Source organism: Mycolicibacterium sp. CBM1, from assembly GCF_054073305.1.
This window is the reverse complement of the sequence record NZ_JBSXPP010000010.1, coordinates 173,195-197,719: the sequence shown is the minus strand read 5'-3', so window position 1 is coordinate 197,719 and position 24,525 is coordinate 173,195. Positions and strand designations below refer to the sequence as shown.

23 protein-coding genes are annotated in these 24,525 nt (G+C 67.2%); 13 read left to right on the top strand and 10 right to left on the bottom strand.

Annotated elements, in window-relative coordinates; genetic code table 11:
- Positions 1-180: 180 nt before the first annotated feature.
- Both ACXDF8_RS15500 and ACXDF8_RS15495 read left to right on the top strand, forming a co-directional pair.
- Positions 181-1,182, top strand: a complete 1,002-nt coding sequence (locus ACXDF8_RS15500; RefSeq protein WP_457224154.1) for an IniB N-terminal domain-containing protein — start codon at positions 181-183, stop codon at positions 1,180-1,182.
- Positions 1,183-1,274: 92 nt separating this feature from the next.
- Positions 1,275-3,134: a dynamin family protein gene (locus ACXDF8_RS15495; protein ID WP_457224153.1), complete on the top strand. Its 1,860-nt coding sequence runs from the start codon at positions 1,275-1,277 to the stop codon at positions 3,132-3,134.
- Here the strand turns inward: ACXDF8_RS15495 and ACXDF8_RS15490 are convergent.
- A complete protein-coding gene (locus ACXDF8_RS15490) occupies positions 3,106-3,543 on the bottom strand; it encodes a hypothetical protein (RefSeq protein ID WP_457224152.1) in 438 nt (145 codons plus the stop codon). The two genes, ACXDF8_RS15495 and ACXDF8_RS15490, sit on opposite strands and share 29 nt — an antisense overlap.
- A gap of 57 nt (positions 3,544-3,600) precedes the next feature.
- On the opposite strand from ACXDF8_RS15490, the gene ACXDF8_RS15485 reads away from it, so the two are divergent.
- Entirely contained in the window at positions 3,601-5,100 is a 1,500-nt protein-coding gene (locus tag ACXDF8_RS15485) for a dynamin family protein (protein WP_457224151.1), read from the top strand.
- Here the strand turns inward: ACXDF8_RS15485 and ACXDF8_RS15480 are convergent.
- The 4 genes from ACXDF8_RS15480 to ACXDF8_RS15465 all read right to left on the bottom strand — a co-directional run bounded on the left by ACXDF8_RS15480 (position 5,094) and on the right by ACXDF8_RS15465 (position 7,923).
- Positions 5,094-5,687: a hypothetical protein gene (locus ACXDF8_RS15480; RefSeq protein ID WP_457224150.1), complete on the bottom strand. Its 594-nt coding sequence runs from the start codon at positions 5,685-5,687 to the stop codon at positions 5,094-5,096. The two genes, ACXDF8_RS15485 and ACXDF8_RS15480, sit on opposite strands and share 7 nt — an antisense overlap.
- Positions 5,688-5,705: 18 nt before the next feature.
- Positions 5,706-6,341, bottom strand: coding sequence for a hypothetical protein (locus ACXDF8_RS15475; RefSeq protein ID WP_457224149.1), 636 nt, complete (start codon positions 6,339-6,341; stop codon positions 5,706-5,708).
- 88 nt (positions 6,342-6,429) lie between these two features.
- Entirely contained in the window at positions 6,430-7,365 is a 936-nt protein-coding gene (locus tag ACXDF8_RS15470) for an LLM class F420-dependent oxidoreductase (protein WP_457224148.1), read from the bottom strand.
- Between the two features lie 36 nt (positions 7,366-7,401).
- Positions 7,402-7,923: a hypothetical protein gene (locus ACXDF8_RS15465; RefSeq protein WP_457224168.1), complete on the bottom strand. Its 522-nt coding sequence runs from the start codon at positions 7,921-7,923 to the stop codon at positions 7,402-7,404.
- A 192-nt stretch (positions 7,924-8,115) separates the two neighbouring features.
- On the opposite strand from ACXDF8_RS15465, the gene ACXDF8_RS15460 reads away from it, so the two are divergent.
- Positions 8,116-9,855 (top strand): acyl-CoA dehydrogenase family protein, encoded by a 1,740-nt coding sequence (locus ACXDF8_RS15460; protein ID WP_457224147.1) that lies wholly within the window; start codon positions 8,116-8,118, stop codon positions 9,853-9,855.
- 58 nt (positions 9,856-9,913) lie between these two features.
- On the opposite strand, the gene ACXDF8_RS15455 is transcribed toward ACXDF8_RS15460, so the two are convergent.
- Both ACXDF8_RS15455 and ACXDF8_RS15450 read right to left on the bottom strand, forming a co-directional pair.
- Positions 9,914-10,777, bottom strand: coding sequence for an SDR family oxidoreductase (locus tag ACXDF8_RS15455; protein WP_457224146.1), 864 nt, complete (start codon positions 10,775-10,777; stop codon positions 9,914-9,916).
- Positions 10,778-10,817: 40 nt separating this feature from the next.
- Positions 10,818-12,581, bottom strand: coding sequence for an alkaline phosphatase family protein (locus tag ACXDF8_RS15450; protein ID WP_457224145.1), 1,764 nt, complete (start codon positions 12,579-12,581; stop codon positions 10,818-10,820).
- A 109-nt stretch (positions 12,582-12,690) separates the two neighbouring features.
- Between ACXDF8_RS15450 and ACXDF8_RS15445 the strand changes: the two genes are divergently transcribed.
- From ACXDF8_RS15445 to ACXDF8_RS15430, 4 genes are read left to right on the top strand one after another with little or no spacing between them, the layout of a single operon-like run.
- Positions 12,691-13,719: a TIGR03617 family F420-dependent LLM class oxidoreductase gene (locus ACXDF8_RS15445; RefSeq protein ID WP_457224144.1), complete on the top strand. Its 1,029-nt coding sequence runs from the start codon at positions 12,691-12,693 to the stop codon at positions 13,717-13,719.
- A gap of 10 nt (positions 13,720-13,729) precedes the next feature.
- Positions 13,730-14,350, top strand: a complete 621-nt coding sequence (locus ACXDF8_RS15440) for a DsbA family oxidoreductase (protein WP_457224143.1) — start codon at positions 13,730-13,732, stop codon at positions 14,348-14,350.
- Positions 14,351-14,353: 3 nt separating this feature from the next.
- A complete protein-coding gene (locus ACXDF8_RS15435) occupies positions 14,354-15,112 on the top strand; it encodes a GAP family protein (protein WP_457224142.1) in 759 nt (252 codons plus the stop codon).
- A 4-nt stretch (positions 15,113-15,116) separates the two neighbouring features.
- Entirely contained in the window at positions 15,117-16,325 is a 1,209-nt protein-coding gene (locus tag ACXDF8_RS15430; RefSeq protein WP_457224141.1) for an MFS transporter, read from the top strand.
- A gap of 2 nt (positions 16,326-16,327) precedes the next feature.
- Here the strand turns inward: ACXDF8_RS15430 and ACXDF8_RS15425 are convergent, their stop codons facing one another.
- Complete coding sequence (locus tag ACXDF8_RS15425; protein WP_457224140.1) at positions 16,328-16,741, bottom strand: GlcG/HbpS family heme-binding protein; 414 nt, start codon at positions 16,739-16,741, stop codon at positions 16,328-16,330.
- An 88-nt stretch (positions 16,742-16,829) separates the two neighbouring features.
- On the opposite strand from ACXDF8_RS15425, the gene ACXDF8_RS15420 reads away from it, so the two are divergent.
- Positions 16,830-17,144, top strand: a complete 315-nt coding sequence (locus ACXDF8_RS15420; RefSeq protein WP_457224139.1) for a WXG100 family type VII secretion target — start codon at positions 16,830-16,832, stop codon at positions 17,142-17,144.
- Between the two features lie 3 nt (positions 17,145-17,147).
- On the opposite strand, the gene ACXDF8_RS15415 is transcribed toward ACXDF8_RS15420, so the two are convergent.
- Together ACXDF8_RS15415 and ACXDF8_RS15410 are read right to left on the bottom strand one after the other, a co-directional pair.
- Positions 17,148-17,966 carry a hypothetical protein gene (locus ACXDF8_RS15415; protein ID WP_457224138.1) on the bottom strand — a complete coding sequence of 273 codons (819 nt, stop codon included), beginning with the start codon at positions 17,964-17,966 and terminating at the stop codon, positions 17,148-17,150.
- Positions 17,963-20,185 carry a TPR repeat domain-containing protein gene (locus ACXDF8_RS15410; protein ID WP_457224137.1) on the bottom strand — a complete coding sequence of 741 codons (2,223 nt, stop codon included), beginning with the start codon at positions 20,183-20,185 and terminating at the stop codon, positions 17,963-17,965. The genes ACXDF8_RS15415 and ACXDF8_RS15410 overlap by 4 nt, the downstream gene beginning before the upstream one ends.
- A gap of 201 nt (positions 20,186-20,386) precedes the next feature.
- On the opposite strand from ACXDF8_RS15410, the gene dnaK reads away from it, so the two are divergent.
- From dnaK to ACXDF8_RS15390, 4 genes are read left to right on the top strand one after another with little or no spacing between them, the layout of a single operon-like run.
- Positions 20,387-22,240, top strand: coding sequence for a molecular chaperone DnaK (gene dnaK, locus ACXDF8_RS15405; protein ID WP_457224136.1), 1,854 nt, complete (start codon positions 20,387-20,389; stop codon positions 22,238-22,240).
- On the top strand, positions 22,237-22,905 hold the full coding sequence (grpE, locus tag ACXDF8_RS15400; RefSeq protein WP_457224135.1) for a nucleotide exchange factor GrpE: 669 nt from the start codon (positions 22,237-22,239) through the stop codon (positions 22,903-22,905). The genes dnaK and grpE overlap by 4 nt, the downstream gene beginning before the upstream one ends.
- Positions 22,906-22,940: 35 nt before the next feature.
- On the top strand, positions 22,941-24,128 hold the full coding sequence (gene dnaJ, locus ACXDF8_RS15395) for a molecular chaperone DnaJ (RefSeq protein ID WP_457224134.1): 1,188 nt from the start codon (positions 22,941-22,943) through the stop codon (positions 24,126-24,128).
- The gene (locus tag ACXDF8_RS15390) at positions 24,128-24,499 is read left to right on the top strand and encodes a heat shock protein transcriptional repressor HspR (protein WP_457224133.1); all 372 of its coding nucleotides are present in this window, start codon (positions 24,128-24,130) and stop codon (positions 24,497-24,499) included. The genes dnaJ and ACXDF8_RS15390 overlap by 1 nt, the downstream gene beginning before the upstream one ends.
- Positions 24,500-24,525 lie beyond the last annotated feature (26 nt).

The window sequence follows — 24,525 nt, the reverse complement described above, 5'->3', positions numbered from 1 at the left end:
TGTCGTTTCAGCGGCGTTCCCTAGGGACTCCCTAATCCCCTAATGCGCACCCCGGATCCGCCCTAGCGGCTGGTCGCCGACGAGGGGTTGCAGCCCCGTTTCCGGGGGGTGTCGGCGTCCATAACGTGGTCTCCAGATCGCCGGAGGCACCGGCGCGCACCACCTGAGAAAGGTCCGACCATGCTTCCTCTCATCGACTGGATCCTCGACCTGTTCCGCAACGAGAACGCCGCCCGCGCGTTCGTCGCCGCGCCCGAGCAGGCGATGCGCGACGCGGGACTGGCCGGGGTGTCGGCTGCCCAGGTGTCCGCTGTGGCGGCCACGGCCGTCCCCGGGCTGGTGCTCGGCGGTGGTGACCCGATCGTGGGCCTGCAACGCGCGGTGTCCAACCAGTACGGGTTCGCGCCGGCCTACCAGCCGGTCTATGCGCCGTCGCCGACGTTCGCCCCGCAGACCGACCTGGCCAGCCACAACGACACCGCCCTACTCAGCCCCAACCAGGATGCGGGCGCCAATGCCCAGCAGGGTGCCTTCAACCTCGGTTTCGGCGACATCACCTTCGGCAACAAGACCACGAACACCGCCACCAACGGCGGCGTGGTGGTCGACGGCCCCAACCACGGCGACATCGTCAGCGGCGACGGTGCGGTGCTGGGCAACGGCAACGAGGTCAACAACGGTCACGTGATCGCGGGAACCGGCTCGAACGTCGCTATCGGACATGGTCAGGTCGACGACGACGGCACCACCGCCACCGGCGGCAGCACTGTGATCAAGGACAACGGCGGACCCGTCTTCAACGACGTCGACGCCAGCGGAGGCAACGGCGGCGGGGCCGCCGGTGGCAGCAGCCTGATCGGCATCGGCGGCGGCCACACCTCCGGCGGGAATGGCGGGGGCGGTGGAATCACCGTCATCGACGGTCACACCTCGACCGCCACGTCGACCAACTCCTCGACCGGCAGCGGCAACTCGGTCAGTGCACCCAGCCACACCACGACCACGGTGTCGGATCACTCGGACGACTCGGTGCACCAGACCACGGTCAGCGACAGCTCGACGCACGACTCGTCCAGCCACTCGCTGTTCGACACCAGCCACGACACCACGCTGGTGAACAGCCACCTCGACGCGAGCCACGACACCTCGCTGGCGTCGGGCAACCACCTGCTGGGTATCTAGCGAATCCGGCGACGGCGGGGACCTCCCAGGATGCCTGGAGGTCCCCGCCGGTTCGTGCGCATACCGTGTTAGAGCGAGCACCGGGAGGACATGTGACGCAACCGCAGGACCCGCGCCGGGTCAACGTGATCGTCGAACTGATCGATCACACCAGTGCGATCGCCGGTCTCTACGACCGCGGTGACCTGGTGGCCCGGCTGGCGGTCGCCAAGGAACGCATCACCGACCCCCAGATCCGGGTGGTCATCGCCGGTCAACTCAAACAGGGCAAGAGCCAGCTGCTGAACTCGCTGCTCAACCTGCCAGTCGCCCGCGTCGGGGACGACGAGACCACCGCGGTGGTCACCGTCGTCAGCTACGCCGACGAGCCCACGGCGCACTTGGTGGTCGCCACCGGCGAGGGCAGCGCACCCCAGCTCATCGCGATCCCGATGGCCGACATCGGCAACGACCTGCGCCGCGCACCCCAGGCGCAGGGCCGGGAAGTGCTGCGCGTCGAGGTGGGTGCGCCCAGCCCGCTGCTCAAGGGCGGCTTGGCGTTCATCGACACCCCGGGGGTGGGTGGCCACGGTCAGCCGCATCTGTCGTCGACGCTCGGGCTGCTGCCCGACGCCGACGCGATGCTCATGGTCAGCGACACCAGCCAGGAGTTCACCGAACCCGAGATGCGGTTCATCCGCCAGGCCACCGAGGTCTGCCCGGTCGGAGCGATCGTGGCCACCAAGACCGACCTCTACCCGTTCTGGCGCCAGATCGTCGAGACGAACGGCGCCCACCTGCAGCGCGCCGGCGTGGACCTGCCGGTGATCCCGGCGTCGGCCCTGCTGCGCAGCCACGCGATCAGCCTCAACGACAAAGAACTCAACGAGGAATCGAACTTCCCGGCCATCGTCCAGTTTCTCTCCGAGAAGGTGCTCTCCCGCGAGAACGATCGGGTTCGCGATCATGTGGTCAGCGAGATCCGCGCCGCCGCAGAGCATCTGAGCCTCGCCGTGAACGCCGAACTCGCCGCGCTCGGCGACCCGGACCAGGTCCGCAGGCTCACCGAGGATCTCGAGCGGCGCAAGCAGGAGGCCCAGGACGCCCTACAGCAGACCGCGCTGTGGCAACAGGTACTCAACGACGGCATCGCCGACCTGACCGCCGACGTGGACCACGACCTGCGCGCCCGGTTCCGGGCGATCACCGGGCACATCGAGCAGGTCATCGACACCTGCGACCCGACCCAGCACTGGGCCGAGATCGGCGCCGAGGTCGAAGACGCCGTCGCCAATGCCGTCGGGGACAACTTCGTCTGGGCCTACCAGCGGGCCGAGGCGCTGGCCGCCGAAGTCGCGCGCACCTTCGTCGAAGCCGGGCTGGATGCCATCAAGATGCCCGAGGTCAGCGCCGCGGAGATGGGCGCTGGAGTCGGCCGCCTCAAGTCGCTGGCCCGGCTGGAGTCCAAGCCGATCGGCAAGGGGCACAAGGCGATCACCAGCATGCGTGGTTCCTACGGCGGTGTGCTGATGTTCGGCATGCTCACCTCGGTCGCAGGCCTGGGCATGTTCAATCCGCTCTCGCTGGGCGCGGGCCTTCTGCTGGGACGTAAGGCCTACAAGGAGGACATGGAGAACCGCATGCTGCGGGTGCGCGGCGAGGCGAAGACCAACCTGCGCCGCTTCGTCGACGACGTGATGTTCGTGGTGGCCAAGGAATCCCGCGACCGGCTCAAGAACGTCCAGCGCCAGCTGCGGGACCACTACCGCGACATCGCCAACCAGACCACCCGGTCGCTCAACGAGTCGCTGCAGTCCACCATCGCCGCCGCCCGGCTGGAGGAGTCCGAACGCAACGCGCGGATCACCGAGCTCGAGCGCCAGCTCAACATTTTGACCCAGGTCATCGACAACGCCGAAAAGCTCGTTCCAGCAATCGCTTCCGCTACGGTGACGCCGTCCTCGTCACATTGAGCCGCGGACCCGGCCGCGTGGTGCGTGCCCCGGGCGGGTTGGTCACCCGGGTTGGGAAGCTGCCCGGGAAGGTCGGCGCCACACCGTCGGTCGGCAGCGCGCTCGGGGTGGGGGAGGCGCTGTCGGAGGTGGTGCTGGTCGAACTCTCGCCGGGCAGCCCGATGTCGGTCGTGGACAGCCGCACACTGGGGTAGGACGTGGTGGTCGACGACGACGTGGTGGCCGCGAAGTGCGGCGGTTCGGGCAGATGCGTGCCGGGCGGCAGGACCGTCTCGGTCTCGGGCGAACTCCACTTGCCCGACATGGTGATCACGGTCATAACCAGAATCGCGATCAGCGCCAACCCCAGCACGCCCGCGGCAGATGTGGCCGCGGCCGAGCGGTACCACGGCGTCTTGTCCGGGGCCATGGCGGCTGATCCTAGCCGCCGCGCGGGCGGCGCGCCGAACCGTAGACTCGTCACTCGATGAGCACCAGCGATCAGGTCCGCGCCATCCTGGGTGGCACCCGTCGCGCCTACCAGGGCGAGCCCGCCTATCGCGAGCGGCCCGACGTCTTCAACGAACTCGACCGGATCGCCGGGCGGCTGAACCAGCCGATCCGCATCGCCCTGGCAGGCACTCTCAAGGCGGGCAAGTCGACGCTGGTCAATGCGCTGGTCGGCGACACCATCGCGCCGACCGACGCCACCGAGGCCACGCGGATCGTCACCTGGTTCCGGCACGGGCCCATCCCCAAGGTCACCGCCAACCACGTGGGCGGGCGGCGGTCCAACATCCCGATCTCGCGAGGCTCGTCCGCCGGGGCGGGCCTGAGCTTCGACTTCGGCGCCCTGGACCCAAACGACGTCGTCGACCTCGACGTGGAGTGGCCGGCGGCGGAACTGATCGACGCCACCATCATCGACACACCCGGCACGTCGTCGCTGTCGCGGGACGTCTCCGAGCGCACCCTGCGTCTGTTGGTGCCCGAAGACGGGGTGCCCCGGGTCGACGCCGTCGTCTTCCTGCTGCGCACTCTCAACGCCGCGGACACCGCACTGCTCAAGCAGATCGGAGAACTGGTCGGTGGAGCCTCGGGCGCGTTGGGCGTGATCGGGGTGGCCTCGCGGGCCGACGAGATCGGCGCTGGGCGACTTGACGCGATGCTGTCCGCCAAAGACGTCGCCGCGCGGTTCACCGGTGAACTGGACCGCACCGGCATCTGCCAGGCAGTCGTTCCGGTGTCGGGTCTGCTGGCCTTGACCGCCCGCACGTTGCGCCAGAGCGAGTTCGCGGCGCTGCACAAACTGGCCAGCGTGGACGGCACCGAGTTGAACAAGGCGATGCTGAGCGTGGACCGGTTCGTCCGGGAGGACAGCGCGCTGCCCGTCGATGCCCGTACCCGGGCGCAGCTGCTTGACCGGTTCGGCATGTTCGGGGTCCGGATCTCGATCGCGGTATTACGTTCCGGGGTGACGGATTCGGTCGCATTGGCCGACGAGCTGCTTGAGCGCAGTGGGTTGGTGGCTCTGCGTGACGTCATCGACCAGCAGTTCGCGCAGCGCTCCGAGCTACTGAAGGCCCATACCGCGCTGCTGTCGCTGCGCCGCTTCGTCGAGTTGCACCCGATCACGGCGACGCCCTACATCCTCGCCGACATCGACCCGTTGCTGGCGGACACCCACGCGTTCGAGGAACTTCGGCTCCTCAGTCAATTGCGTTCCCGATCAACCACATTCACCGATGACGAGATGGTGTCGCTGCGGCGCATCATCGGCGGCTCAGGCACCGACCCCGCCAGCCGGCTCGGTCTGACACCCGAGGTTCCCTACGACGGACCCCGCGCGGCGTTCGCGGCGGCTCAGCGCTGGCGCCGCCGCGCCGAACATCCGCTCAACGACCCCTTCACCACCAGGGCATGCCGCGCAGCGGTCCGCAGCGCCGAGGCGCTGGTCGCGATGTACGCCGCCGCCGAGCGCTACTGACCGCCGGGGCGGGGGAACAGGTTCGGCAACGTCGGCAGTACCCGCTGGGTAGTGGTGATGGTTTCGGTGACCGTGCTCGTCGACGTCGCCACCGACGTGCTGGTGCTCGTCGAGGGCGCCTCGGTGGTCGTCGTGGTGGTCGGTGACTCGGTCGTCGTGGTCGGGGTCTCCGACGTGGTGGCCGTCTCGGACGGCGACTGGGTGACCGTCTGCGTCGTACCCCCCGGCTCGGTGACGACCGAGGCCGTCCCGCCGTCGCTGCCCGCCGTCGAGGAGGTCGCCGAGGTCGTCGACGACGTCGAGGTGCCCGCCGGACTGGAGCCGCCGCTGCCGGTGAACTTCACCACCGCGTACACCAGGAACGCCAACACGATCGCGGTGAGTACGCCGAGACCGACCAGCGCCGCGGGTTTGCGGTACCACGGGGTGGGTTCGGGAGGCGGGTACTGGCCGTAACTGGTCGGCTGCCCGTAATCGGGCTGCTGGTAGTCGCTGTATGCCTCGCCGCCGGCGCCACCCAGATTCGCGTACTGAGTGGGGTCGCTATCGGAGTAGTTGCTCGGGTCGGGAGTACCGTCACGCGCCACGGGTTCCGATAGTAACCGTCAACCGCCGCCGGGCTGGTTGGGGAACGCCGGGCGGTGCGTCGGGCGGACGCTGATCTGCGGTGGCCTGGTCTGCGGCGTGGTCACGTTGGGCCGGTCCCCGCCGTTCTGCCGGGGGTATTGCGGGTACTGCGGCACCCAGGTCTGGGTTTGCGCGGACGGCGGAGTCTCCGGCGGCGGGGGCGGAGGTGGCGGCGGCTCGGGCGCCTGCGAGCTGGTCAACGCGGTGGTGCTGGGTGCGGTGGTGCGGGTCGTAGACGGCGTGGTGGCGTCGTCGGAGTCATCGGAGTTCAACGCCACCAGCAGAACCACGGCGATCAGGATGGCCACCACGGCGGCGCCGATGGCGCCCAACGCCAGCGTCGCCTGCTTCTTGCGGTACCACGGCCGTTCGGGGAACCAGAACGCGTCGGGGGCGAAGGGATCGAAGCCCTCCTCGACGGCGACGACCGGCAGGGCGGGGTCGGTGGGCGGCTCGGAATCGTCATTCGGGCCCGCCGTCGAAGCGTTCGCCGCGGACACCGGGGAATCGGCGGACGGCGCCAAACCGGGATAGGGCTGTTGCGGGTACGGGCCGAACGGGTCACCGAATGCAACGGCGTCGCCGACATCCCCGGCGGGGTCGTACTTCGCCACAGCTACTCATGCTAAACGCCGTACCCCCGCTTCCCGAGGTCACCGGCGCGAATCGCGCCGGATGTCGGCCAAATGTGTCGCCGCGCCGTTACGTGGCGAGTTGGCGAACCACCTCGGTGGCGAACAACTCGACGTGGTCGAGGTCGGCCAGATCGAGCACCTGGAGGTACACCCGCTGCACGCCGGCTTCGATGAACGGGCCCAGCCGGTCGACGATCTCGGCGGGCGTCCCGACCAGCGGCGTATTGGCGCGCAACTCGTCGACCTCCCGTGCGATCGCGCCGGCGCGGCGGCTGATCTCAGCGTCGTTGCGCCCGGCGCACACGACGAACGCCGCCGAGTAGACGAGGTCGTCGGGCGAGCGGCCGGCCGCCTCCATTGCGGCGCGGACTCGGCCGTACTGCGGGGTGACGAAGTCGAGCGCCGGGAACGCGAGGTTGAACTCCGCGGCGAACTTGGCGGCCAGGGCGGGGGTCCGCTTGGCGCCGCCGCCGCCGATGATGATCGGCGGGTGCGGACTCTGCACCGGCTTGGGCAGCGCGGGTGAATCCTGCACCGTGTAATAGGTGCCGTCGTAGTCGAAGGTTTCTTCGGTCGGTGTGGTCCACAAGCCGGTGATGATGTCGAGCTGCTCCTCGAGCCGGTCGAACCGCTCACCCAGTGCGGGGAATGGGATGGCGTAGGCCAGGTGCTCGGCCTCGAACCAGCCCGCCCCGATCCCGAAGTCGACACGTCCGGAACTCATGGCGTCGACCTGAGCCACCGATATCGCCAGCGGTCCCGGATAGCGGAACGTGGCCGAGGTCACCAGTGTGCCGAGCCGGATGGTGGTGGTTTCCCGGGCAATGCCGGCGAGTGTCACCCACGAGTCGGTGGGTCCCGGCAGCCCGTCACCGCTCATCGCTACGTAGTGGTCGGACCGGAAAAACGCTGAGTAGCCTAGGGATTCGGCGGCTTTGGCCACGGCGAGCTGGTCGTCATAGCTGGCGCCCTGCTGAGGTTCGACGAACACGCGGAAGTCCATGAGGCCAGCTTAGAAGCCAGTCCCTGGAAGCGACTGTCAGAAGACCTCGACGCCTTGTGTGCTGATGAACATCCCGTGGCCGGAGCCGTCGTTGGTGAACCGGGTGCCGTTCTCGGTGGCGGCGATCGTCCAGCCGACGGCGTGGTAGGTGGCGTAGTCGATCGGGGTGGTGGGGATGGCTCCGAGGTTGCCGGCGATCCAGCGCACGCTGCCGCTGGCGGAGACCTCCACACCGTTGGCCGGCTCGCCGTTGACCACTGGTGGATTCTCGAAGTCCGATTCGCAGCCGACCGTCGCGGCATTGATCTGGCAGCGGGTCTTACCCGATTTGGTCTCGATGTAGACGTAGCCGGTATCGCTGGCCGGCAGCGTCTGGTCGCCCGGCGCGGGCGACGGGGCGGGCGTCGATGGGGCCGGTGAGGGGGTGGGCGGTGAGACCGTGGGTCGGGTGGTGGGGAAGGACGGTTCGCCGCCTGGGCCGCAGCCTGGGCAGATGGCCGCACCGTCGATGGTCGAACTGCAACCGGCCGCGGTGGCACCGGCAGCAACCAGCCACATCGCCACTGCCGCGGCCCTTATGCCCCTGGCTACTCGCACACCACACTCCCGCCGTCGTATGTCAGGGTACGCATGGGGTGACGGATGTGACTGAAGTGACTCGGCGCGTGGCCGGCGACGAAGCATCCCGCGAACCCCGGTCGGCGGCCGGTAGCCGCGCTAGATTCGACTTCATCGACGAAAGGGCACGCCATGGCCGACACCGGCGGGCTGCTGTTCAATCCCAACAGCTACGACCCACGACAGTTCGACCCCGGCACCCGTCGGCAGCTGAAAGCTGTGATCGGCTGGTTCGAGGAGCGGGGCAAGGCGCGACTGCTGCAGGACGACCTAGACGCGGTCTGGGTGTCGGACTTCCTGGAGTTCGTCAGGCGCGAACGCATCTTCGCCACGTTCCTGACCCCGTCGGAATTCGGCCTGGACGACGCCGACAAGCGCTGGGACACCTCGCGAAATGCCGCGCTCAGCGAGATCCTCGGCTTCTACGGACTGGCCTACTGGTACACCGAGCAGGTCACCATCCTCGGGCTCGGGCCGATCTGGCAGAGCGACAACATCAAAGCCAAGCAGCGCGCCGCCGCGCAGCTCGAGGCCGGTGGAGTGATGGCGTTCGCCCTGTCCGAGCGTGAGCACGGCGCCGACATCTACAACACCGACATGGTGCTGACCCCCGCCGGAGCCGACGACGAGGGGGTGGCCTTCCGCGCGACCGGCGAGAAGTACTACATCGGCAACGGGAACGTGGCCGGCATGGTGTCGGTGTTCTCCCGGCGGTCCGACATCGACGGACCCGATGGGTACGTGTGGTTCGTTGCCGACAGCACGCATCCGGCCTACCGGCTGATCGGTAACGTGGTGCGCGGGCAGATGTTCGTCAGCAACTTTGCGCTGCACGACTATCCGGTGCGCGAAGAGGACATCCTGTCCACTGGCCCCGAGGCTTTCTCCGCGGCGCTCAACACCGTCAACGTGGGCAAGTTCAACCTCTGCACCGCGTCGATCGGGATGTGTGAGCACGCGTTCTACGAGGCGATCACCCACGCCGACAACCGGATCCTGTATGGCAATCCGGTCACCGAATTCCCGCACGTGCGGGCCGGTTTCGTCGACGCCTATGCTCGGCTGGTCGCGATGAAGCTGTTCAGTGATCGCGCGGTCGACTATTTCCGCAGCGCCAGTCTCGAGGATCGGCGCTATCTGCTGTTCAACCCGGCAACCAAGGCGAAGGTGACCTCCGAGGGTGAGACGGTGGTGACGTTGCTGTGGGACATCATGGCCGCCAAGGGTTTCGAGCGGGACACCTACTTCGCTCAGGTCACCCGGCTGATCGGCGCGCTGCCGCGGCTGGAAGGTACCGTGCACGTCAACGTCACCCAGATCCTGAAGTTCATGCCCAACTATCTGCTGAACCCCACGAGTTACCCCGAGATCGGCACCAGGGACGACCCAGCCGACGATGTGTTCTTCTGGGCGCAAGGCCCGGCGAGGGGCGCCTCCAAGGTTCAGTTCGCCGACTGGCTGCCGGTCTACGAAAAGGCATCGGCGATACCGAACGTGGCTCGGTTCCTCGAGCAGGTGCGGGCACTGCAGCAGTTGGTACTGGCCGCAGCGCCGGACGCCGAGCAGCAACGAGACCTCGACTTCATGCTCGTGGTAGGGCACCTGTTCACGCTGGTGGTGTACGGCCAGCTGATTCTGGAGCAGGCCGAGTTGCGCGGTATCGACGCCGACCTGGTGGACCAGATATTCGACGTGCAGGTCCGAGATTTCTCCACCTACGCGGTCGCGCTGCACGGCAAGGCTAGCTCGACTGCGGCACAACAGGAGTGGGCGCTGGGTGCGGTGCGCAAACCGGTGAGCGACGCCAGCCGTGCCGACCGGGTGTGGCAGCAGGTCAAGGCCTACGGCGGAGCGTACGCGATGCGCCCCTAGCGGACCGCCGCGGACGTCCACGTCGTGGTCGCCGCCGTCACGAGAGCGATCCGGCCGATCACGGATTCTCGCCGAACGGTTTGAACCTCTTGAACTTCCACAGGTAGGGCAGCAGCCGCCGAGCGGGGAGCGGCCCGGGCCAGTCGTCGGCCCGGAAGTAGGCGTCCGAACCGCCGTCGACGAAAACGACGCTACCGCAGAGGAAGTCAGCTGCGTCGGAGAGCATGAACAGCACCCAGTCGGCGAGCCGGCCGGCGTCGCCGAACCCGCCGATCGGTACCGGAAAGGCGCGGATGGTTTTGGCCTCGGCCGGCGTGGACAGCTGTTTCTCCAGCAGCGGGGTCAAGATCGCGCCGGGAGCGATGGCGTTGAGTCGGATGCCCGCGCCAGCCCAGGGGCGCGTCACCGCGTTGCGGCGTACCCATCGGGTCACCGCAACCTTCGACGCTCCGTAGGCCATCGATGGGGCGGCCTTGCCGAACAGGCGAAGGGCACGCACCGCCTTGTCCCCGTCACCGGACAACATGGCCCCGATCGCCCGGGCGGGTATCGCCGGGATGGTGGTCGTCGAGTTGCTGGAGAACACCACGACCTTCGCCCGCTGCCCGGCGGCCAGGGCCGGGCGCCAGGCCTGCAGCAGCTCGACCACCCCGAAGTAGTTGACCTGCGTGATCAACCGGGGGCTCTCGGGGCCGGGCGTCGGCCCCAGCCCGGCGGCCAGCACCGCACCGTCGAGCCTGCCGCCGCACTCGGCGCGCACGGCGTCGGCGGCCGCGCGCCGCCCGGCCGGAGTGGACAGGTCGGCCACCACCTCGGCCGCTTTGACGTCCACCCCGATCACGGTGTGGCCGGCGGCGCGCAGCTTGGCGACGACGGCCTGCCCCATGCCCGACGCCGAACCGGTGACTGCGTAGGTACCCATGCGCGGAGTATGGCCTACCGGCCGGTCCGATCGGAGCCGGTCAGGCAACCAGAATCGAGGGCTGGGTCGCCGCCGGTGCGGGTTCGATCGGATATCCCTGCGAGAAGATGTCGACCCCGGTCATCCACGCGACCAGCTGCGCGAGGGCGTCGGTAGCGGCGTAGACCACCCCGCCGATGACTCGGACGACGGCCTTGGCGACCTCGGCCAAGGGACTGATCAGGAAGATGTTCTGCTCGACGATGTCCTGCAGCTGCGAGGTGAGCGTGGTGATGGTGCCGTCGACGAAGTAGGGGATGGTGGCGAAGATGGTGCGTGCGCTGAGCGCCACGTTGGTCTGGATGTCGGGCCAGCCCTGAGTGGCGATCGCATCCTTGATCGCCTGCGTCAGGTTCACGGGAGTGATCTGGCTCTGGCCGAGGGTCGTCAGCGACACCCCGTTCGTACCCGCCGGAGCAGGACCGCCGAACAGGTCCATCACCGTGGGCGTGACGTCGACGATCGAGTACGCCAGGTTCAGCTGGCCGGCGCCGAAGTCGTCGCCGTTGGCGATGACCCAGGTGGACGTCTCGTCCGGCGACTGGAATCCGTGTCCGAAGCCGAGTTGCGGCTGATGTCCGTGGTCGGTGACGACGATGACCGTCCAGTCCTCCCCGGCCGCTTCGCGCGCGGCGACCGCGTCCATGATCTCGCCGATGTTGGTGTCGGTGCGGTGAATCGCCTCGGCGTATTGCGGTGAGGCGCCGCCGTGTTGGTGACCGGCCTCGTCGACCTGCACCAGGTAGGAGAACAGGAAATTGGGTGCCTCGGTGCCCTGCAACGCGGCAACGGTCTGGGCCGTCACCTCGGCGTCGGTCTGCGACCAGTTGCCGTCACCGGTCACCTGCGGGACGAAGGTGACCGTGTCGGCGGGAATCACACCAGCCCCGGCGATGTCGGTGATGACGCTCCAGTCGGCGATCGCCATGGTCGAGATCTGCGGGTTGTAGGCCTCGAGCTGAGTGAACACCGTCGGCCACTTGTCGTAGGTGTCGGGCGTGAAGACGTTGTTGATGACGCCGGTCTGGTTGTCCCAGGCGCCGGTCAGGATGGCCGTCCACGACGGGTTGGAGATCGTGGTGTGGCCGACGATGCTGGCGATCCCGGTGGTGCTCTCACCCATCAGGTTGAGGAAGTTGACGTTGGTGGGGTCGGCGAGGATGCGGCGCATATTCGTGCCGTCGACGCCGATGACCAGCACGTGGACGTTGGTGGGGTCGACGGCGTTCTGGGTGGTGACCAGGGCTGCGGCCGTGCTGGCGGTGCGCGACCGATAGGAGTAGCCCGTGCTGGCGGCGCTGGCCGTGCTGGCTGGTGCGAACGGTAGGACGGGAACAGGTAGCGGCACCACCGGCAGCCGCACCGGCTGGGGCAGGGCGGAGAACAGCTGCACCGAGGCGGGCAGTGCGGTGGCGGCCGGGATCGCGGCGGTGCGGGCCACCGTCCGCTGTGTCGTCGTGGCTTCCGATGCCGCCGCGGTACTGGCGGTGTCCGGCTCGGATGATGGCGGTGTGCTTGTGGCTGCCACGGCGGGGCGCTTCGGCCCGGCAGCCGCCTGCTGCGCGCGTTTGGCGGATCGAGCCGGCGAGGCCTTGCCGGTCGCCTTGCCGGGCGCCTTGCCGGTCGCCTTGCCGGGCGAGGCGGCAGCGCCGGTGGAGTCCGACGAGGCCGGCTCCGCGTATGCCACGGCGGTGGCCACTGCCGAACCCGTGCCGGCGACCACTCCGGCCACCGCGATTCCCAGACATACCTGCTTGACCGTCACCGTCAGCCTCCCGATCCCGCGTGCACAGTCGTTGTACAGCTGTCGCACAGACTAGATCGCGGACGCGGTCGCCCCGTGGTGTTTCCCACTCGCCGTTACCATTCGTCCGGTGCACGTCGACGTGATGACCTCCGCCATGCCGCTCGACCGGATCGGGGTCCTTGCCCGGCGCGCGCTGGACGGCGGGTTCTCCGGCATGTTGTTCACCGAGACCGGTCGCACGCCATACCTCAACGCGGCGGTCGCCTCCCAGGCCGCGCCGGGCCTGGAGCTGTCGACGGGCGTCGCCGTCGCCTTCCCCCGCAGCCCGTTCGTCACGGCGGCGACCGCATGGGAGCTGCAGGAGGGCACCGGTGGCCGGTTCCGGCTCGGTCTGGGCACCCAGGTGCGCACCCATGTGGTCCGTCGCTACGGCGTGCCGTTCGAGCGGCCCGGTCCACGGCTGCGCGACTACGTGCTGGCGGTCAAGGCCTGCTTCGCGGCGTTCCGGACCGGCCGGCTCGACCACCACGGCGAGTTCTACGAGCTCGACTTCATCACCCCGCAGTGGAGTGCCGGTCCGATCGACGCGCCCGACCCCAAGGTCGACGTGGCGGCGGTGAATCCGTGGATGCTGCGGATGGCCGGCGAGGTGGCCGATGGTGTGCACGTACACCCGATCGGCGAACCTGGCTACCTGGCCCGCCATGTCATTCCGAAAGTTGCTGAGGGCGCCGCGAACTCCGGCCGTTCGCCATCCGAGATCGACGTGATCGTGCCGGTGATGACCATCGTCGGGGACACCGATGCCGAGCGCGATGCCGAACGTGAGCGGGTGCGGGCAGCGCTGAGTTTCTACGGAAGCACCCCCAACTACGCATTCATCTGGGACGAGGCGGGATTCGAGGGCACCACGGCCCGGATCCGCGAACGGCAGAAAGCCGGCGACGTCGCCGGGATGGCGGCCCAGATCAGTGACGACCACCTCGCCACGTTCGCCACCGAGTCGACGTGGGACGGGCTCGCCGACGCTCTGGCGCAGAAGTACCGCAATGTCGCCACCCGCATCGTGCTCTACAACGCACTCGGTGACGAGGAACGGTTCGAGCGCTACGGTGCGGTGGCGCAGCGCCTCTCGGCGGACGATCTGGCGGAGTAGTCTGCCCGCCATGCGTACCGTGGATGTCTTCGCCGATGTGCTCTGCCCGTTTGCCCATGCCGGACTGCACACCCTGATAGACCGGCGCGCTGAACTCGGTCGTACCGAGCCGCGGCTTCATATCCACGCTTGGCCGCTCGAACTGATCAACGGCAAGCCTCTGGATGCCCACCACATCGGTATGGAGGTTGCCGCACTGCGGGCATCCGTGCGCCCGGACCTGTTCGGCGGTTTCTCCGTCGACACTTTTCCCGCCACCTCTATGACGGCGTTCGCCCTGACGGCCGCGGCGGACCGCACCGGCGACGCCGGGCTGGCCGAGGAGGTCGGGATGGCACTGCGTGACGCGGTGTTCGAACAAGGACTCGACATCGGAGCCACCGATGTCGTCGCCAGGTTGGCGGCTCACTTCGGCGTCGAACCGCTCGATGCTGACGCGACATCGGCTGCGGTGCAGGCCGACTGGGACGAGGGGCGCCGCCGCGGTGTCGTCGGTTCGCCGCATTTCTTCGCCGGCGAGGGACCCGGTATGTTCTGCCCGGTCCTCGACATCAGCCGCGACGACGTCGGCAACTTCGTCATCGCGTGGAAGCAAGGCACCGAGTCGTTTGTCGACAGCCTTCTGGACTGAGCGATGGTCGAGCATCTGACCGTCCTCGCCACGCTGGCGCTGGCGATCCTCTTCAGCCCGGAGACGCTGATCGTGGGCCTGATCATCGCCAGCGACAAGAAGGTGCCCAGGCAGGCGTCGGTGGTGTTCGGCCTCGGTGCCGTCGTCGGTATCGCTTTCGCCACCGCCGTCGGCATGTGGATCGCGGCTCTGACCGGCATGACGGCGGCGCCGCACCACACCTCCTGGCCCGGGTTCATCGTCCGAGTGGTGATCGCGTTGGCACTGTTGGTGATCGGTCTCTACCGAGGGGTGGCGGCGCTGCGTCACCAGCCGATCAACGACCCCACCGAATCCGGCTACACTCCCAGCCGGTTGCGGACCGCGGTGGTCCAGCGCTTCCCGGGGCTGGCGCGCTGCCTGGACCCCGACGTCGATCTGCCGGTACGGCAACGCATCACCCGCGCCGGCCTGATCGGATTCGTCGTCGGTGGGCTGCACCCCAAGGTGTTCCCGATCGCCATCGCAGCCGGTCACCAGCTGTTGCAGATCCCCGACCGGTCCGATCGCGTGCTCGGCGTCATCGTGTTCGCGGCGATCGCCGTGGTCCCCGCGGTAGCCCCCGCCGTCATCGAATTGGTTAGTCCGGGCGCGGCCGGGCGCATCAAGGACGGTTACGAGCGCCTGATGAAAGTGCATGGGCGCTGGCTCATCGCGGTGTTGCTGATCGCGGCCGCAGTGTTCGTCGGCAATAATGCGCTCGACCACATGCCGAGGACCTGAACACGTGAGCCTGTCCAGTTCCGAGACGGATTCGGTACGGCTGGGCGGGCTGATGAGTGGCGTGCTGGTCACCCAGATCGTCAACAGCGCTGTACATCTGGCGCAGCCGCTGTTGGTTGCCGACCTCTCCGGGTCGTTGGGCAGCGCGGCGTTCTTCACCGCCTTCGGCACCGGAGTGCACATGCTGGGCACTTACCTGGCGGGCTGGCCGACCGATCGGTTCGGCGCGCGTCTGGTCCTGGTGGTCTCGACGCTGCTGCGGGGCGTCGTGCTCGCCGGCATTCCTCTCGCGATGGCGTTCGGCGTAGCGAGCCTGCCGTGGGTGATGGGCTGCTATACGCTCGAGGCACTCATCCGTGGATACGTCGACACCTCGGTGCACACCGTTCCGCTGGATCTGGTCGGGCACCGTCGGGATCTGCTGGACCGAATCAACTCTCGCTACGAGGTGGCGTTCGAAGTGGGCGCCGTGGGTGGGCCGCTGATGCTCGGTGGCCTGATGGTGTGGTCGGCCGGAATCGTCCCGCACATCGTCATCCCGATCGGCTTCGTCGCCTCGGCAGTCTGCTACCTGTTCATCCCGAAGACATCGCTGACCGAACGACCGGAGAACCCGTCGCACGGCGGGTCATGGGCGGGTCTGAAGTACATCCTCGCCCACCCCTACCTGTTGATCGTGGTCGTCGGCCTGATGCTGTTCCACCTCTACGAACTCCGCAAGCTGCTCAGCGCGTTCTTCGCCAAGGGGCTGCTGCACCATCCTGCCGCCGTCGGGCACGTCGGGTCGGCGTTCGCGCTGGGCGGTGTGGTTGGGGCGCTGCTGTATGCGGTCACGCGACATCGTGGTTCGGGCATCGGATGGGTGCTCGGCGGGGCGGTCGGGACGCTGGTGCTGGCGGTGGGCTGGATCCCGGTGCGCCTGCCGGTGATGGTGGTCGCGGTGTTCTTGTTCGGGGTCAGCAATGTCTGCGCCCGGCTGGTGCTGACTCGCTGGCGTCAGGAATTGACTCCGCTGGAGTATGCCGGTGGTGTGACGGCGGCCTCCGAGTTCGGCCGCACGGCGGTCTCGGTCGGTATCAACAGCGTTGTGGGAACGGCATTTTCGTCGGGGGGAAGCGTGTACGGCGGGTTCGGCATCGTGGGCGGGATGCTTGCGGTGTTCGCGGTGGCTCAGGCGGTACTGGTGCGATTGCTGAGCCGGCGGCGGAAATAGCGTCAGGAACCGGCGGCCCAGACATGTACGGCCGCCTCAGCGCAGGCGACGTCGTCGGCGGTGCTGGCGCCGCTGACCCCGACCGCGCCCACGATCACGCCGTCGGCCTGCAGCGGGATGCCGCCGCCGAAGATGACGAACCGACCCCCACCGTTGGCCTGCAACCCGAACAGCTCGCCGCCCGGGGCGGCGAGAGCGGCGAGCTCTGCAGTGGCGATGCTGTTGGACACCGCGGTGTAGGCCTTGTCGACGGCGAGGACAGGGCCGGCGATCTCGGCACCGTCCATCCGGCCGAAGGCCACGAGGTTGCCGCCGGCGTCGACGACCGCGGCGGAGATCTTCACCGAGCGACGGGTCGCCTCCGTGTGCGCGGCGGCGATCAGGGCCTGGGCGGTGGCGAGCGTGACTGTGCGCATGGGCGCCAACCTAGTGGGCGGGGCTCGTATGCGGGTGACTGGCCGCTCGCGGGTGCGACGGTTAGCATCCGATTCGGAGGGATCGGTCATGGCTGGGACGTTGAAGGTCGATATAGCAGGCTTGCTCGGCGCGAGTTCGGAGGTCGCCGACCGGGCTGCCGCCCTGGCCAGCGCGCACACGAACTCGTTGAGCAGCCTGGCCTCGGCGGAGACCGGTTGGGTGGGCTCGTCGGCGGATGCGTTGGTGGGCATGGCCGAGAAGTGGCAGACGATCAGCGACCGGCATACGGCCGCCGTCGAGAGCCACGCCACCCATCTCGACACCGCTGCGCGGCTCTTCGACGACATGGAACAACGCAACGCGGCCGAGCTGAAAGGCGTCGCGGGGCCTTCGGATCTCTAGCGGCTACTGGGTTTCGGCCGGCCAGCCGGGGTAGGCCGGCAGGGTGGGGAAGTCCGATCGCGGGTGTTCACCGCTGGTGAGGAACTGTCGGCGCTCTTCTGATTCGGGTGCTTTGGCCGCGCAAGCGGCATGATCTTGGTCGAACTCGGGCCATTGGGGGCCGGCACCGTTGGAATCGGATGCTGAAAGTGCACCCACCACACGCCATTCGCCAAATACGTCGTTAGTGGCGTAGGGGGAGGGGCCAGTCTGTGGACGAATATTGTCGGCTCCAGACCCCGATGGCGAGCGCAAATCAAATCGCTCGACAACCACTCCCGCTCCGTCGGAGTAGCGGTTTACTGACTTGTAGGACCCGTCGGGCTGTTGGCGGGCAGAGCCCCAAAGCCATGCGCATACAACGGCAGTGACATCCAGGTTGCGTTTTTCAATCGAGAGGATGTGGTAGCGAAACGTACCGACCTGCGGACGGCTGAGTGGATATCTGGTCTCGGGCCATAGAGCCAAGGTTGAACGAGGGCTGCCGACAGGCTGATTGGGTGCAACGGCGCGGGTGAAGCCGGGATACAGATAGTCGTCACTCCCACCAAACGATGCCGCGCTGACCGATTCTTGGTACGCGCGCACGATTACTGCGGGGCGCGCTGCCACGTCGATGCCAGGTTCAGCGTTCCAGATGAAGTGAAGTTCTGACAACATCGTCGGCCACCGCTGCGGTTGTTGTGCCGCTACATGAGCTGGTGTCTCAGGGCCGCAGCCGCTGAGTACCAAGACAAGGGAAAGCAGGGTTGCTGCCAGCCGTCTCGCGTTCGGGCTGCTCACTTCTGGGGATCCACATCTTCTGTAACTGCATTGAATCGACTCGTCAGTTGATCGTCGATACCGCTGACGATTGATTCGCCCATGGTCGCGTTCATAGCCGCTTTGATGGCGTCATTGTATTGACTGCTCGACAGCACTCGGTCTCTCTGTAGCGAGTTGTACTCTTCGAACGACAGGATGTGGCGGGGTGTATCTGGATTACTTGGGTCCGGCGCCGACAGGAACTCTTCCGGCAGCCGGTGGATTGGCACACCAGATTGCGCCAATGCATTGAGAACCTGTTGCTCGCCCTGACCGAGGTCGAGGTCTGGCACGGCGTGAGGATCCCATTTTGCGGTTGGTTGTTCGCCGATCAGGGCTTGCTCGAAGGCCTTGGATGCCAGGTCGGTTCCGGGAACGCCGGCGGCGTCCAATCCAGCGAACGCGAAGTCATAAGCCGACTTCTTGGCTGCGTAAGCAGTCGCAGTCTTGGCGTCGTCATTGATGCCGGATGCATCTGTGGCGCTATGGATTCCCGAGTCGACCAGCCCCTGTAGGGTCATCGAATCGCGCAGCCGGCGGTTGTCGCTCGACATGTCGACGCCGTGCTTGAAATCGTTTGCGTAATCCCTTTGCGCATCGACGGCGTCACGTCCAGCCTGGCCGTTGAAATAGTCAGAAGCCTGCCTGTCGGTACTGAGAACAGAGAAGATTCCCTTGGCAATGGGCATACTTCCGCTTTGTGCGTCGCCGGCTGTGTCTGGGGTAGCGAACCCTGCATGACGGCCTTGCGAGAGCTCCGCGATGTCGGGGATATAGGGCGTCAAACCGTGCGAAAGGCCGCGGACCAGTTCGGGATTCATCTGGCCGAGCGTCTGGTTGCCGCCCATGTGCAGTAGTTCCTGCTCGTGGTGGCCAACGTAGGACCCGTAGGCCGATGCGGTTTCGGCGGCTAGCCTCGCGTCTGGACCGTTGACCGCATCCCCGGTCCAGCCGAACATCGCGCCAGCGGCATTCCCGCCGTCACTCCAATCGGTCGACGTCACACCCTTCATGAAGCGGTCGGCGTAGGCCGAATCTCGAACGACATCGTGAATCGCCAGATGATCCTGTCCCGCGGTTGCCAGTACGTCGAGCGCGACGGGCCGGCCGTCGTTGGCAATGGCCGTCGGACCGACTCGGCCGCTGATGGAGGTGCCGTCGAACGTTGGGGCATCCATTATCTCGGTGGCCTTGTTGAGCATGTTGCGGTCCAAGGCGGTGCCCTGTCGCAGTATCGGATTGCCGTCCTTGACGATGTTCGTCAGTTTGGTCATCTCGTTGAGGTTGGACATTCCTTTGGACGACAACACCGACTGCACGCTGGCGGGTAGCTGGCCGAATCCACCAGCGGCCATGTCTTTCGGGTCGTCCACCGCGCCCGGGGTGAGTTGGGTTGTGGGGAAGTGAATGTCGGGGTTGCTCATCAGCTGCCACGAGTCCGCGATGATGCCCTTGCTGTCACCCAGCCGCTGCTCGGCTTCGTTGAGAGCCTCGATCGACATCCCGTGCTGCTGTGCCTGGAGCTGGCTGAGCACTGATGCTTGAACCGGGGTGACCGGAGCTCTCCCCGCGCGCTGGTTGCCGTTGATCGAATCCAGCACCGCCCGTACTTGGGCCGCTGACTCGTGATTGCCGGCCAGCGCCCGCTCGACGGTCTGCTGGGCGTCCTGTGGGGAATCGATGTGATCGGTGCCCAAGGCGTCGGCCATGTCGCTGATCGCGCCGTTCACCGCTGCGCTCAGGTGCTGATCGGTGGAGTCAGCTCGGCGAAGTAGGTCAACGATGGCGTCATGCACGATCTGAGCGTGATGCTCGACCTCGGCTCGTTCATGAGGGTCCGCAGGCGTCGGGTAGTGCAGTGCTCCGTCGGCGACGTCGATGGTGATGCTCCAACGGTCGGCCATGTGCTGAATCCGTGACCACTCCGCTTTGATCGATTCGACCTCCGAGGCCGCCGCACTGACTGCTTTCGCGGCCTGATCGCACTCGTCGGCATGCTTCTCGAGTTCGGTGCTGATGGTCCTGGCCTTGGCCATGGCGGATTCGAAGGATTCGCCCTCCCATACCAAGCGCCCCATGATCCCGCCGATGTCGTGGGCGACGGCGCGGGTCTCGCCAGCCCGTTTTGTGGCTGCTTCAGCAACCGCGCGAACTGAACCTGCGTCCCAGCGCTCCAGGTCGGCCACGCTGAGCGTCACGATGAGCAAACCTACCGAAGATTCGTCGTCTGGCTAGTCACCGCCGGATGCCGGGAACAAATCGCGCACAGCCCTCGTTGACGAAATTGACAACTTGAGTGAAACAGACTCAACTCTCGCTTGACAGCCGGCCTCCGGCAGGAGCAGGCTTGAGCCTGGTTCGCTCAGATCCACAGACGTAACTATTCAGGAGGATTCATCATGGCTCGTGCGGTCGGCATCGACCTCGGGACCACCAACTCCGTCGTCGCGGTACTGGAGGGTGGCGACCCGGTCGTCGTCGCCAACTCCGAAGGATCCCGCACCACGCCGTCGGTGGTCGCTTTTGCGCGCAACGGCGAAGTGCTGGTCGGCCAGCCCGCCAAGAACCAGGCAGTGACCAACGTCGACCGGACCATCCGGTCGGTGAAGCGGCACATGGGCACCGACTGGTCCGTCGAGATCGACGGCAAGGATTACACCTCGCAGGAAATCAGCGCTCGCGTGCTGATGAAGCTCAAGCGTGACGCCGAGAGCTACCTCGGTGAGGACATCACCGACGCGGTCATCACCGTGCCCGCCTACTTCAACGACGCTCAGCGTCAGGCCACCAAGGAGGCCGGCCAGATCGCCGGTCTGAACGTGCTGCGCATCGTCAATGAGCCGACTGCTGCGGCGCTGGCCTATGGCCTGGATAAAGGCAGCAAGGAACAGACCATCCTGGTCTTCGACCTGGGCGGCGGCACCTTCGACGTCTCGCTGCTGGAAATCGGCGACGGCGTCGTCGAGGTCCGCGCGACCTCGGGTGACAACCACCTCGGTGGCGACGACTGGGATGACCGGATCGTCACGTGGCTGGTCGACAAGTTCAAGGGCACCAGCGGCATCGACCTGACCAAGGACAAGATGGCCATGCAGCGGCTTCGTGAAGCCGCCGAAAAGGCCAAGATCGAGCTGAGCTCCAGTGGCAGCACCTCGATCAACCTGCCCTACATCACCGTCGACGCCGACAAGAACCCGCTGTTCCTCGACGAGCAGCTCACCCGCTCGGAGTTCCAGAAGATCACCCAGGATCTGCTCGACCGCACGCGTCAGCCGTTCCAGCAGGTCATCAAGGACGCCGGCATCTCGGTGGCCGACATCGATCACGTGGTCCTGGTGGGTGGTTCCACCCGCATGCCCGCGGTGACCGACCTGGTCAAGGAACTCACCGGCGGCAAGGAGCCCAACAAGGGCGTCAACCCCGACGAGGTTGTGGCCGTTGGTGCCGCCCTGCAGGCCGGCGTGCTCAAGGGCGAGGTCAAGGACGTTCTGCTGCTTGACGTCACCCCCCTGAGCCTCGGCATCGAGACCAAGGGCGGCGTGATGACCAAGCTCATCGAGCGCAACACCACCATCCCGACCAAGCGGTCGGAGACCTTCACCACCGCCGACGACAACCAGCCGTCGGTGCAGATCCAGGTCTATCAGGGTGAGCGCGAGATCGCCGCACACAACAAGCTGCTCGGCAGCTTCGAGCTGACCGGGATCCCGCCGGCTCCGCGTGGCGTGCCTCAGATCGAGGTGACCTTCGACATCGATGCCAACGGCATCGTGCACGTCACCGCGAAGGACAAGGGCACCGGCAAGGAGAACACGATCAAGATCCAGGAAGGCTCCGGCCTGTCCAAGGAGGAGATCGACCGGATGATCAAGGACGCCGAGGCGCACGCCGAGGAGGACCGCAAGCGTCGCGAAGAGGCCGACGTCCGCAACCAGGCCGAGTCGCTGGTCTACCAGACGGAGAAGTTCGTCTCCGAGCAGCGCGGCGCCGAGGGCGGCTCCAAGGTCCCCGAGGACACGCTGACCAAGGTTGACGCCGCGATCAGCGAGGCCAAGACCGCGCTGGCCGGCACCGACATCGGTGCCATCAAGTCGGCGATGGAGAAGCTGGGCCAGGAGTCGCAGGCTTTGGGCCAGGCCATCTACGAGGCCACCCAGGCCGAGCAGGGCGCCGGCGGTGCCCAGGGCGGTTCGGGAGCCGACGACGTGGTGGACGCCGAGGTCGTGGATGACGATGATCAGGAGCGCAAGTGAGCGAAGGTCGCGAGGAAGAACCGGTAACTGTCACCGACAAGCGCCGAGTCGATCCCCAGACCGGAGAAGTTCGCGAAGCCTCCGGAGGGCAGGAGCGAAGCGACCCGGGATATGCCAACGGCCCGGCCCCCAGTGGGCCGGCGCCGGGGGCGGCGGGCGCCGGCGGGGAGCAGGCCGACAAGGTCGCCGAACTGACCGCTGATCTGCAGCGGGTGCAGGCCGACTTCGCCAACTACCGCAAGCGCGCGTTGCGCGACCAGCAGGTGGCCGGCGAGCGAGCCAAGGCCGTCGTGGTGAGCCAGCTGCTCACCGTGCTCGATGACCTGGACCGGGCCCGCACCCACGGTGACCTGGAGAGCGGTCCGCTGCGTTCGGTCGCCGACAAGCTGACGACCGCGCTGGCCGGGCTGGGGCTGACGGCATTCGGTGCCGAGGGCGACGACTTCGACCCGTCGCTGCACGAGGCCGTGCAGCACGAGGGCGAGGGCTCCAAGCCGGTGATCGGAGTAGTGATGCGCCAGGGCTATCGACTCGGCGAGCAGGTGCTCCGGCACGCGCTCGTCGGGGTGGTGGACACCCTGGAGGGTGAGTCGACGGGACCTGACAACGCCGACACGCCCGCCAACGGTGAGCAGACCGGCGCGAAGAACGCAGAATCGAACTAACAATCATGACGAGAGGTGAGAGGAGGTGACGCGGCATGGTTCAACGTGAATGGGTTGAGAAGGATTTCTATAAGGTGCTCGGCGTCTCCTCCGACGCCACCGAAGACGAGATCAAGCGAGTGGCCCGCAAGCTGCTCGCCGAGAATCACCCCGACCGCAACCCCGACGACAAGGCGGCCGACGAGCGCTACAAGGAGGTCGGTGAGGCCAGGGACGTCCTGACCGATCCGGCCAAGCGCAAGGAGTACGACGAGACCCGACGGATGTTCGCCGGCGGTGGCTTCGGTCGCCGGTTCAACGGCGGCGGCGGTGGGGGCGGCGGCTTCGGGGGATTCGGGGAGGCCGACGGTGCCGACTTCAACCTGAACGACCTGTTCGACGCGGCCGGTCAGACCGGCGGCGCGAACATCGGTGACCTGTTCGGTGGACTGTTCGGGCGTGGCGCGGCGCCGCGGCCCAGCAGGCCCCGGCGCGGCAAGGACCTGGAAACCGAGACAGATCTCGACTTCCTGGAGGCGACCAAGGGTGTCGCCATGCCGTTGCGGCTGACCAGTCCCGCGCCGTGCACCAACTGCCACGGCAGCGGTGCGCGGCCGGGCACCAGCCCCAAGGTGTGCCCGTCGTGCAACGGCTCCGGGGTGATCAACCGCAATCAGGGCGCCTTTGGGTTCTCCGAACCCTGCACCGACTGCCGGGGCAGCGGCTCGATCATCGAGCATCCGTGTGACGAATGCCGGGGCACCGGTGTGACCACCAGGACCCGCACCATCAACGTGCGGATCCCACCGGGCGTCGAGGACGGTCAGCGGATTCGACTGGCCGGTCAGGGCGAGGCCGGGTTGCGTGGGGCACCCTCGGGTGACCTGTACGTGACCGTGCACGTCCGACCCGACAAGGTCTTCGGCCGCGACGGCGACGACCTGACGGTGACCGTTCCGGTGAGTTTCACCGAACTAGCTTTGGGCACAACGCTTTCGGTGCCCACCTTGGAGGGCAAGGTCGGTGTGCGGGTGCCCAAGGGCACCGCCGACGGCCGGATCCTGCGGGTGCGTGGACGCGGTGTGCCCAAGCGCAGCGGCGGTCACGGCGATCTGCTGGTCACCGTGAAGGTCGCGGTGCCACCCAACCTGGAGGGTGCCGCCCTGGAAGCCCTGGAGGCCTACGCGGCCGCCGAGCGGGCCAGCGGCTTCGACCCCCGGGCGGGATGGGCGGGTAACCGCTGATGGCTACGTCGGACGAGGCCCGGACGTTCCTGATCTCGGTGGCCGCCGAGCTGGCCGGTATGCATGCGCAGACTCTGCGCACCTACGACCGGCTCGGTCTGGTCAGCCCACGCCGCAGTTCCGGTGGGGGAAGGCGCTATTCGGAGCGCGACGTCGAGCTGCTGCGCGAAGTGCAGCGGCTGTCGCAGGACGAGGGCGTCAACCTCGCCGGGATCAAGCGGATCATCGAGCTGACCAATCAGGTCGAGGCCCTTCAGTCGCGCATCGAAGAGATGGTGCAGGAGCTGGAGTCGTTGCGCGCCAACCAGCGTCGAGACCTGGCGGTGGTCCCCAAGAGCACCGCACTGGTGGTCTGGAAACCCCGCCGGTAGGCCGCCGAGATCGACGAAATGACGCG

What these genes read in the sequence shown, in the direction of transcription:
- ACXDF8_RS15465 (WP_457224168.1), bottom strand. Translation starts at nt 7,923, where the DNA reads ATGTGGCTGGTTGCTGCCGGTGCCACCGCGGCCGGTTGCAGTTCGACC.
- ACXDF8_RS15455 (WP_457224146.1), bottom strand. Translation starts at nt 10,777, where the DNA reads ATGGGTACCTACGCAGTCACCGGTTCGGCGTCGGGCATGGGGCAGGCC.
- ACXDF8_RS15440 (WP_457224143.1), top strand. Translation starts at nt 13,730, where the DNA reads ATGCGTACCGTGGATGTCTTCGCCGATGTGCTCTGCCCGTTTGCCCAT.
- ACXDF8_RS15490 (WP_457224152.1), bottom strand. Translation starts at nt 3,543, where the DNA reads ATGGCCCCGGACAAGACGCCGTGGTACCGCTCGGCCGCGGCCACATCT.
- dnaK (WP_457224136.1), top strand. Translation starts at nt 20,387, where the DNA reads ATGGCTCGTGCGGTCGGCATCGACCTCGGGACCACCAACTCCGTCGTC.
- ACXDF8_RS15435 (WP_457224142.1), top strand. Translation starts at nt 14,354, where the DNA reads ATGGTCGAGCATCTGACCGTCCTCGCCACGCTGGCGCTGGCGATCCTC.
- ACXDF8_RS15420 (WP_457224139.1), top strand. Translation starts at nt 16,830, where the DNA reads ATGGCTGGGACGTTGAAGGTCGATATAGCAGGCTTGCTCGGCGCGAGT.
- dnaJ (WP_457224134.1), top strand. Translation starts at nt 22,941, where the DNA reads ATGGTTCAACGTGAATGGGTTGAGAAGGATTTCTATAAGGTGCTCGGC.
- ACXDF8_RS15425 (WP_457224140.1), bottom strand. Translation starts at nt 16,741, where the DNA reads ATGCGCACAGTCACGCTCGCCACCGCCCAGGCCCTGATCGCCGCCGCG.
- ACXDF8_RS15470 (WP_457224148.1), bottom strand. Translation starts at nt 7,365, where the DNA reads ATGGACTTCCGCGTGTTCGTCGAACCTCAGCAGGGCGCCAGCTATGAC.
- ACXDF8_RS15390 (WP_457224133.1), top strand. Translation starts at nt 24,128, where the DNA reads ATGGCTACGTCGGACGAGGCCCGGACGTTCCTGATCTCGGTGGCCGCC.
- ACXDF8_RS15485 (WP_457224151.1), top strand. Translation starts at nt 3,601, where the DNA reads ATGAGCACCAGCGATCAGGTCCGCGCCATCCTGGGTGGCACCCGTCGC.
- ACXDF8_RS15460 (WP_457224147.1), top strand. Translation starts at nt 8,116, where the DNA reads ATGGCCGACACCGGCGGGCTGCTGTTCAATCCCAACAGCTACGACCCA.
- ACXDF8_RS15500 (WP_457224154.1), top strand. Translation starts at nt 181, where the DNA reads ATGCTTCCTCTCATCGACTGGATCCTCGACCTGTTCCGCAACGAGAAC.